Annotated in this window: 10 protein-coding genes and 1 pseudogene; 8 read left to right on the top strand and 3 right to left on the bottom strand. The window is 62.5% G+C overall.

Features of this window, described 5'->3' with window-relative positions; genetic code table 11:
• Positions 1-57 precede the first annotated feature (57 nt).
• Both NYP18_RS15045 and NYP18_RS15050 read right to left on the bottom strand, forming a co-directional pair.
• On the bottom strand, positions 58-651 hold the full coding sequence (locus tag NYP18_RS15045; RefSeq protein WP_259429017.1) for a recombinase family protein: 594 nt from the start codon (positions 649-651) through the stop codon (positions 58-60).
• Between the two features lie 364 nt (positions 652-1,015).
• The gene (locus NYP18_RS15050) at positions 1,016-1,453 is read right to left on the bottom strand and encodes a hypothetical protein (protein ID WP_259429019.1); all 438 of its coding nucleotides are present in this window, start codon (positions 1,451-1,453) and stop codon (positions 1,016-1,018) included.
• Positions 1,454-2,372: 919 nt separating this feature from the next.
• Between NYP18_RS15050 and NYP18_RS15055 the strand changes: the two genes are divergently transcribed.
• The 5 genes from NYP18_RS15055 (at position 2,373) to NYP18_RS15075 (ending at position 6,966) form a co-directional block, all read left to right on the top strand.
• Positions 2,373-3,689: an ISL3 family transposase gene (locus tag NYP18_RS15055; RefSeq protein WP_259429020.1), complete on the top strand. Its 1,317-nt coding sequence runs from the start codon at positions 2,373-2,375 to the stop codon at positions 3,687-3,689.
• A 127-nt stretch (positions 3,690-3,816) separates the two neighbouring features.
• Entirely contained in the window at positions 3,817-5,097 is a 1,281-nt protein-coding gene (locus NYP18_RS15060; RefSeq protein ID WP_259429021.1) for an Nramp family divalent metal transporter, read from the top strand.
• 29 nt (positions 5,098-5,126) lie between these two features.
• Entirely contained in the window at positions 5,127-5,831 is a 705-nt protein-coding gene (locus tag NYP18_RS15065) for a metal-dependent transcriptional regulator (protein WP_259429022.1), read from the top strand.
• A gap of 179 nt (positions 5,832-6,010) precedes the next feature.
• On the top strand, positions 6,011-6,370 hold the full coding sequence (cmtR, locus tag NYP18_RS15070) for a Cd(II)/Pb(II)-sensing metalloregulatory transcriptional regulator CmtR (protein WP_259429024.1): 360 nt from the start codon (positions 6,011-6,013) through the stop codon (positions 6,368-6,370).
• Positions 6,370-6,966, top strand: a complete 597-nt coding sequence (locus tag NYP18_RS15075; RefSeq protein WP_259429026.1) for a cadmium resistance transporter — start codon at positions 6,370-6,372, stop codon at positions 6,964-6,966. The genes cmtR and NYP18_RS15075 overlap by 1 nt, the downstream gene beginning before the upstream one ends.
• 106 nt (positions 6,967-7,072) lie before the next feature.
• On the opposite strand, the pseudogene NYP18_RS15080 reads toward NYP18_RS15075, so the two are convergent.
• Positions 7,073-7,257, bottom strand: a pseudogene (locus NYP18_RS15080) (transposase); the annotation flags it as partial.
• A 2-nt stretch (positions 7,258-7,259) separates the two neighbouring features.
• Between NYP18_RS15080 and NYP18_RS15085 the strand changes: the two are divergent.
• The 3 genes from NYP18_RS15085 to NYP18_RS15095 are packed head-to-tail and all read left to right on the top strand — an operon-like array spanning position 7,260 to position 8,229.
• Complete coding sequence (locus NYP18_RS15085) at positions 7,260-7,391, top strand: glutaminyl-peptide cyclotransferase (RefSeq protein ID WP_373285116.1); 132 nt, start codon at positions 7,260-7,262, stop codon at positions 7,389-7,391.
• A gap of 11 nt (positions 7,392-7,402) precedes the next feature.
• A complete protein-coding gene (locus NYP18_RS15090) occupies positions 7,403-7,933 on the top strand; it encodes a DUF2771 domain-containing protein (RefSeq protein ID WP_259429027.1) in 531 nt (176 codons plus the stop codon).
• Between the two features lie 44 nt (positions 7,934-7,977).
• Positions 7,978-8,229, top strand: a complete 252-nt coding sequence (locus NYP18_RS15095; RefSeq protein WP_259429028.1) for a hypothetical protein — start codon at positions 7,978-7,980, stop codon at positions 8,227-8,229.
• Positions 8,230-8,238 lie beyond the last annotated feature (9 nt).

Genomic DNA, 8,238 nt, shown 5'->3' on the forward strand with positions numbered 1-8,238 from the left:
CAGCCGAGATCAACCGATCACCGAAGGACCATCGGCGGATCGAGGCTTAACCCCCTTCTAGGATGACCGCCGACGGCTGATCGGGGTTGCCCCGGCATCGCGGCGCAACGCCCGATACACGGTGGTGCGGCTGACGCCTAAGATTTCGCCGATCTGGGCGACGGTCATGTCTTTTTGCTCATACAGTTGCCGCGCGGTGCGCAGCTTGTCCCCGCTCAGGAGTGGTGGTCGGCCCCCGACCCGCCCGCGGGCCCGGGCGGCCTCAAGCCCGGCGTTGGTGCGTTCGCGGATGAGGTCACGCTCGAACTCGGCCAGGGAGGCGAAGATATGGAAGACCAGCCTGCCACCCGAGGATGAGGTGTCGATGTTTTCCTGCAGGGACCGAAACTCCACCCCACGGTCCTGAAGGCCGGCGAGTTGATCGATGAGGTGCCGAATGGACCGGCCCAACCGGTCCAAGCGCCACACCACCAACGTGTCACCGGGACGAAGCTGATCCAACAACTTGTCGAGTTCGGGACGTGACTCCAAGGATCCGGAGGCGGTGTCGGTGAAGATCCGGTAGCAACCCGCTTTTGTCAGCGCGTCGTGTTGGAGTCGGGCGTCTTGTTCGCCGGTGGATACCCGGGCGTAGCCGAAATCATGTCCCATAACCGAAAAATGTATCAGAACCCGTGCGGAGGTCAGTGAATAGACACATAGAATACGGCACTGGGTTATGCTACAAATTTGTGACGAGCCCACCTTTATATATCGGGTTGTTTCGGAAACCGGGTTTTTTGTGTCAGAAACGACCGGTTGTGAAACATTGCTTCCGGGGTCAGGGAAATGTATCCTGCATCACTCCACTCCATCGTGGATGGCGTCCGTCCGATAGTTCAGCGGATGATGACGAGTGTCTCCTTGGCTAATTTGACGGATCGGCTCGATCGGCCGTAACCCCACCGAGGCGAATGTGCATTCTCTTGACTGCGAATACTGCTTCTCTCCTCCCGGGGGGGTGAGCGGGGCGGTGTTACTTTTTCGGGACGACAGCCAGAAGCGGAAATCCATAGACCGCATCCTTTTCCCTCATAAGGTCTTGTCCTGGCCGGTACTGGCCGACCCAGACAGAAGGTATCTGTCGGCGCTGCTGGGCTCCCCCGCGGTCCATGTCGAGGAACCAGGTGGCCGGGTGTTCTTCCGCGATCTGATCAAGGTGCTCCTTGGTGGTGCAGTAGACCAGCTCGTGAGTGCCGGCCTCAGCCAGGGCGACCGGATCGACGACCTCGCCGGACCCGTCCATCTTGGTGAACTCATGCGGCGGCTGGTCGGTGAACATGTCATGGAAGACATGATCCGGGATGATGTCATGGGTGGGGTCCCGACTTTCGGTCGACCAGGTTCCATTACGGTTCTGCTCGGCCATGATCGAGGACATGCGAGCGGGTTGCTTGGGGTAGTAAGGCTGCATGAGGGCTGAGCCTATACCGCCTTGCCAGTTGTCCAGAGAAGACTGCTCAGGGGTGTGGCCAGTGGTTTTCCGGGCCTGCGGGTAAAAAAGATAAGGAAATGTCACAATTCCATAACGCACATTATTCCCCACCAGCGGAAATGACACCGTTGTTTTTCGCCTCTCAATTTATCCCCCGGCCCGACCCCCACATATAGGCCTTTATCTGACGACCAACAGGCTCTATCTTCCATCCCAGTCCTACATATTGTGGCATTCGCGGAAACCGTACGGGGGCCGGTAATGTCCCAGGTGAATCGCTTGATGCGGTTCACTCATCTTCCTCGACGCGGTGTCCACCTAAAGGTCTCAGCCGCGAGTGGTCGAGCCTGGGGGCGCTGCCCGAGGGCGAGCTGCGAGAGGAGGTGAGGGGCTATGTCAGACGTCCATGGCTGCACTTGCTGCATCAATGGAAAGACCCGCCCGAAGAAGGTGTCATTCTTCGAGCGGGTCCTGGCTGGAGCGGCTGCCAGACTCCTCGTGGATAAATTCCGCGAGGCGACCGATTGGCTGCCGTTCTAAGGTCTCAAGAGGCGTTCGAGAGTTGCACCTCTCGGGCGCCTCGTCCTTTTGGAGGCGGTAGGGCGGGGGCTCTACCGTCTACAAGTGTACCGCGCGAGGGGGGGAAATCAATCTCCGGATGGTTCATTTTCTTCTCACTTGTGATCATTTCGTCTGAAAAGGCCTGGTCGTGTGAGTAGTCAAGTGACCACCAGGGTGGCGGCGGCGACTCTGCAGCCGCCAGCTTTAGAGGCTCTTCGCGTTTCGGAGTGCGTAGGTGAGTCCAGGGTGGGGTTCGGGGTGGCACAACATGTAGGGGTCCTGGCCGGTACAAGATGAGAGTTACGACGCTTCCATCCAACCGAACCAGGACCCTACTGTGCAGCCTACTACTGGCAACCTCGTGGCCGACACCATCTGCCGGACCGCCGAGATCGGCCTGACGATCACCGGCGCCGCCGACGCCGGCAGTATCACCATCATCGACGCCACCCCGGTGGCCGTGGCTGGCCTCTGCCCCGAGTGCGGAAATCCCGGAAAGCTGCGGGACCACGTCGTCCGCACCCTGGTCGACCTGCCCGTCGTCGGGTTCCCCACCCGCCTGCATGTCCGCATCCCCAGGTTCCTATGCACCACCCTGACTTGTTCCAGGAAGATCTTCCAGGCCACACTCAGCTGCGCCGATGACGGAGCGAAACTCACCCACCGGGTGACCCGCTGGATCCTCCAGCGCCTCGCGGTCGACCGGATGAGCGTGTCTGCCACCGCCAAGGCACTCGGCGTGGGTTGGGAGCTGGTCAATCAGGTCGCCCTCGAGGCCTGCCAGCAGTTGGTCTACGACGACTCTCAGCATCTGGACGGGGTGCGCATCCTCGGGGTGGATGAGCACGTATGGAAGCACACCCGAAAGCCAGGTCAGCCATCCAGTCTGGTGACCATCCTCGTCGACCTCACACCCCTGGTCGACGGCCGTGGCCCTGCCCGACTGCTGGACATGCGCCCCGGCCGCAGTGCACAGGTGCTGCGCACCTGGCTGCAGGAACGCGATCCTGCTTTCCTGGAAAATGTGCAGGTGGTGACCATGGACGGCTTCACCGGTTACGCCTCGGCCGTGGACCAGATTCTCCCGGATGCCACCAAGGTCATGGATCCCTTCCATGTCGTGCACCTGGCCGCGGACAAGCTCACCGGCTGTCGGCAACGCCTGCAACGTGAAACCTCGGGGCGGCGTGGGCGTAAGGATGATCCGTTGTACAAGTACCGACGCACCTTGCTGACCAGGAGGAACTACCTCACGACGCGGCAGAACAGGCGGCTGGACCTGTTGTGGGCCACCGACGATGAGTACGTCGCCTTGGAGGTCACCTGGATGTTTTACCAGGACATGATTGCGGCTTACGGGCATCCGAAGAAATCGGAGGGGAAGAAGTTGATGGAACGGATCATTAACACCCTGCGCAAGGGGCTGCCCGCAGGGCTGGAGGAGCTCGCCCAGCTGGGTCGGACGTTGTGGCGCCGGCGTGAGGACGTGCTCGCCTACTTCGACATCGGTGCATCCAACGGCCCTGTGGAAGCGATCAACGGTCGGCTTGAGCACCTGCGCGGCATCGCCCTGGGCTTCAGGAACCTCAACCACTACATCTTGCGGTCCCTGATCCACTCCGGACAGCTGCAAACCAGGATCAACGCACTCTAAAACCGGAAGGGCCGCTTTAGAGAGCTCTGCCTTACCGTTTTAGAAATGCCGGGGTTGGTGATCGTCGCCTAGCTAGCCCTCCTAAAAGTTACCCTCCGACATTAAAAGTTCGTGTAACTTAACTTTTATGAAGCTCCGTGGCGTCCGAGCCGAGCTGAACAGAGCGGCGCAAGAGGCCCCGGGTGATCCCGGGCCGAGGCGGCAGTCCCTGCCCTGGCTGCTGGGCCCGGCCTTCGTGGCTGCGGTGGCCTATGTGGACCCGGGTAACGTCGCGGCGAATATCACCGCCGGGGCGCAGTACGGGTACCTGCTGGTGTGGGTGCTGGTGGTCGCCAATGTCATGGCGATGCTCGTGCAGTACCTCTCGGCCAAGCTCGGGTTGGTCACCGGTTATTCCCTGCCGGAGTTGCTGGGGCAACGGCTACCGCGGGGACGGCGCTTGATGTTCTGGGCGCAGGCGGAGACAGTGGCCGCGGCCACGGACCTGGCCGAGGTGATCGGCGGGGCGATCGCCCTCCACATTCTCTTCGGCCTCCCCTTGTTGGTGGGGGGCCTGCTCATCGGACTGATATCGATGCTGCTGCTGGCCGTCCAATCCAGGCACGGTCAGCGCCCCTTCGAGTTCGTCATAGTAGGTTTGCTGGTAATCATCACCGCCGGCTTCCTCACGGGCATGTTCATCGGCACTGTTTCCTGGAGCGAGGCATTGGCCGGGGTTGTTCCGCGCTTTGAGGGGACCCCGACGGTGGTGCTGGCCGCGAGCATGCTCGGGGCCACGGTGATGCCCCATGCCATCTACGCCCACTCCTCCCTCGCCCGAGACCGCCACGGTGACACCATCGCGCCCGAGGCATTGCCGCGTCTGCTCCGTGTCACCCGGTGGGACGTTCTCCTGTCGCTGCTGGTGGCCGGGTCAGTCAATATCGCGATGCTGTTGTTGGCTGCCGGAAACTTGAACGGCATCCCGGGTACCGACAGCATCGAAGGGGCCCACGCGGCGATCACCGCCACACTGGGCCCGGCAGTGGGGGTGGCCTTCGGTGTCGGGCTGCTGGCTTCCGGGCTGGCGTCCACCTCGGTGGGTTGCTACGCCGGATCCACGATCATGGGCGGATTGCTGCACCGGCAGATCCCGCAGGTGGTGCGGCGAGCGGTCACCCTGGTCCCGGCCTTGGCCGTGATCGCCATCGGTGTGGAGCCGACGTGGGCGCTGGTGCTCTCCCAGGTGGTCCTGAGTTTGGGCATCCCCTTCGCCCTGATCCCGCTGGTGGTGCTGAACAGTGATCGAACCCTCATGGGTGGCTTCGCTATCCGAGTTCCGCTGCGGGTGGCGTCCTGGGTGGTGGTCGCGTTGATTGTGTCGTTGAACCTCGCCCTCATCGGACTGCTGGCCAGCGGCCGGGGCTGACCGGCTGTGGTCTTCGGTAGCGTGAGTCCATGGACCTGAGTGAGATCACGCCGGTAGCCCAGGACTACCTCAAGGTGATCTGGGCGGCCACCGAGTGGGGAGGCCCGCCCATCACCGCCACGGCCTTGGCGGCACGGATGGGCACGACCACGCCCAACGTCTCGGATACGGTCAAGCGGCTGGCGGCCCAGGGACTCGTCGAGTATCAACCTTACAAACCGGTCATGCTTACCGAGCGGGGCGAGAAGTACGCCATCGCGATGGTACGTAGGCACCGACTGCTCGAGACCTTCCTCGCCACCACCCTGGGCTACCCGTGGGAGGAGGTCCACGACGAGGCCGAACGGCTCGAACACGCCGCCTCAGAAACCATGATCGAGCGTATCGACGCTCTCCTCGGGCACCCCGCCACCGATCCACACGGCGACCCCATCCCCACCGCTACCGGGCAGATCTCCCGCTCCATCAATGCCACCCGGCTCACCCACGCCACTCCGGGTGACTACGAAATCATCCGCATCTCTGATGCTGACTCCAGCCAGTTAGCCGGCTTCAGGAGGCAGGAAATAGTTCCGGGCGCCATAGTGAACGTCGCTGGCGCGGACCCACGCCAAGACAGAGTTCTCCTCACAGACGCCGACGGGAAAGCGGTCGTCCTCACCCCCGAGCAAGCCGGTGTCATCTGGGTGGCGCCCTCTCCCGGCGTCGGGGCAGCACTCCCTTGTAGCTGGTGAGGGGGGACATCAGTGGAACCTCTCTCTTCATCCATCGTGGTTATTTTCTGAAGGCCTGCGCCCAAGGGGACCCTTTCCGATGCATGACGATCCGGGCTGGTTCGCATGGTGCCTGGCCCGTTCCTTGGGGGAGGACGTACGGGCATATACTGTTCAGTGTTGGCTGTATAGTTCAGTGCATGTTGACTATTGCTTCTCGTCTCGATGTGATGAACCGGTCGGGTCGGGCCGGGGCGGATCCGACTCGTTCCCGTATTCTTCTGACCCTGCTGGAGGGGCCGGTCTATCCTGCCGCTCTCGCCCGGGAGCTGGATCTGACACGGTCGAATGTGTCGAACCATCTCGCCTGCCTGGGAGACTGCGGGATCGTCGTGGCTGAATTGGAGGGCCGGCAAACCCGCTATGATATCGTCGACGCCCATCTTGTCCAGGCGTTGAACTCGCTGTTGGACACCCCCCTGGCCGTCGATGGCAACGTCCCCTGCCTCGACTCAGACTGTGACGTGCCCGGCTGTGACATCGGACAGGCAGGAGCGTAATGGTCACCGGCCTGCTGTCGGCGATCGGCCTGTTCATCGCCACCAATATCGACGACATCATCGTGCTCTCGCTGTTTTTTGCCCGCGGGGCGGGACAAAAGGGGACCACGCTTCGGATTCTGGCTGGTCAGTACCTCGGTTTCGTGGGCATCCTTGCGGCCGTGATCCTGGTGATGCTGGGGGCGGATGCCTTCCTGCCCGAGCAGGCCATTCCGTACTTCGGGCTGATTCCCCTGGCCCTGGGGCTGTGGGCGGCCTGGCATGCCTGGCGGGGCGATGATGACGACGATGATGACGCGAAGGTCGCCGGAAAGAAGGTGGGCGTGCTGACCGTTGCCGGCGTGACGTTTGCCAACGGTGGCGACAACATCGGCGTCTACGTCCCGGTCTTCCTCAACGTGGAGAATGCCACCGTCATCATCTACTGCATCGTTTTCCTCATCCTGGTGGCAGGCCTGGTCCTGCTGGCAAAGTTCGTGGCCACCCGCCCACCCATCGCAGAAGTCCTTGAACGCTGGGAGCACGTGCTGTTCCCGATCGTTCTGATCAGCCTGGGAATCTTCATCCTCGTCAGCGGCGGTGCCTTCGGTCTCTAACAAGCTCATCCCGAGCGTCCATATGGCCTATCCAGATTTCGTCACCGGCATCAGCTCAACCGCCAATAAAGTTGCGAAAAAGCCGCCACACAAAGCTAACAGTCACAGCTTCGAGATCGCGGAAGAACCCGGTCCAGGAGGCCACCGACTCACTCGTGGCGACGTGCGTGCCCAGGAGTTCGCGGTAACCTTCGGCGTTGACCCCGGTGGTGAGCAACACGGCGGTTTTCACCGCCTGTCCGTCTTCGCGGACTGCATGGTCAACGCGTCGCAGGAGACGAACATATAGGGGTTTGTGTTCGACCGAGGCCTCGCCTGATCATGCCCTGAACGGGGCCGCGCACGTGTTCGGCACCGGCTGGTTCCTCCTGGGTGGGAAACGCTGGCCCGACCTCTACGAGGTTGAGCTCATCCCCGCCCAGTAGGATGAGGAGCCATGTCCACCCCTAAAAAGGCGCGGCAGAGGTCGCTGCTGCAGTTTCTCGCTCTCCTGATCGCCGTGGTGATCATCATCCTCGCCGCGATCCTCGCCCAGAACTGGTGGAACAACCGGCTCGGACCCGCCCCGCAGGACATCACCGTGACGGCCCGCGTGGGTGGCGCCTCCATCGAGGTCTCCCCCTACCTGGTGTGTGAGCCCGGGCTGGAGTGCCCGGAGGGTGAGGTTCCCAACCTGCCGGTCGGCCCGGACGACACCCTGCTGCTGGAGATCCCGGAGGCGATCCACGACCATGACTGGCAGCTGCTGATGATCTACGACGATCCGGCGGCCAACGACCAGCAGCTGCACGGCCCCTATGACACCGAGCAGGTCGAGATCCCCGGCTCCGTCGACCCGCTCACTGAGGGGGACCCCCGTCCCCGTCTCATGGTCGTGGAGATCTCCTCTGCCCAGATCGGTCTCGACGCCGACGGGGAGGAGACCCCCTACGCCACGGTGTGGTCCTTGAGCACGATGGCGGACTAGGGAAGCGATCGGTTTGGCGGGCGAAAGTGTCTAGGACCGGGTTCATGACATCATCGACTCTGGAGGACATTGCCGCCCGGATCCGACCGGCAATGTCCGCCGCGGAGGCGCTGCTGCATTCCTTCCCCACATCGCTGGGCCTGGCACCACGCGCGGTCCGGTTGGCTAAACGAGGGGTCACCCGCGTCAACTACGCTTTCCTGGCAAGCGAGATCGACGAGAATGACCCCTCACTCCACTGCGCCGCCCGTCTCGCTTATCCTCGATCCGCCGATGGTCCTTCGGTGATCGGTTGATCTCGGCTG

Source organism: Corynebacterium lemuris (assembly GCF_024919295.1).
GTDB lineage: Bacteria > Actinomycetota > Actinomycetes > Mycobacteriales > Mycobacteriaceae > Corynebacterium > Corynebacterium lemuris.

What these genes read in the sequence shown, in the direction of transcription:
- NYP18_RS15045 (WP_259429017.1), bottom strand. Translation starts at nt 651, where the DNA reads ATGGGACATGATTTCGGCTACGCCCGGGTATCCACCGGCGAACAAGAC.
- NYP18_RS15050 (WP_259429019.1), bottom strand. Translation starts at nt 1,453, where the DNA reads ATGCAGCCTTACTACCCCAAGCAACCCGCTCGCATGTCCTCGATCATG.
- NYP18_RS15060 (WP_259429021.1), top strand. Translation starts at nt 3,817, where the DNA reads ATGAAGCTCCGTGGCGTCCGAGCCGAGCTGAACAGAGCGGCGCAAGAG.
- NYP18_RS15065 (WP_259429022.1), top strand. Translation starts at nt 5,127, where the DNA reads ATGGACCTGAGTGAGATCACGCCGGTAGCCCAGGACTACCTCAAGGTG.
- cmtR (WP_259429024.1), top strand. Translation starts at nt 6,011, where the DNA reads ATGTTGACTATTGCTTCTCGTCTCGATGTGATGAACCGGTCGGGTCGG.
- NYP18_RS15075 (WP_259429026.1), top strand. Translation starts at nt 6,370, where the DNA reads ATGGTCACCGGCCTGCTGTCGGCGATCGGCCTGTTCATCGCCACCAAT.
- NYP18_RS15090 (WP_259429027.1), top strand. Translation starts at nt 7,403, where the DNA reads ATGTCCACCCCTAAAAAGGCGCGGCAGAGGTCGCTGCTGCAGTTTCTC.
- NYP18_RS15095 (WP_259429028.1), top strand. Translation starts at nt 7,978, where the DNA reads ATGACATCATCGACTCTGGAGGACATTGCCGCCCGGATCCGACCGGCA.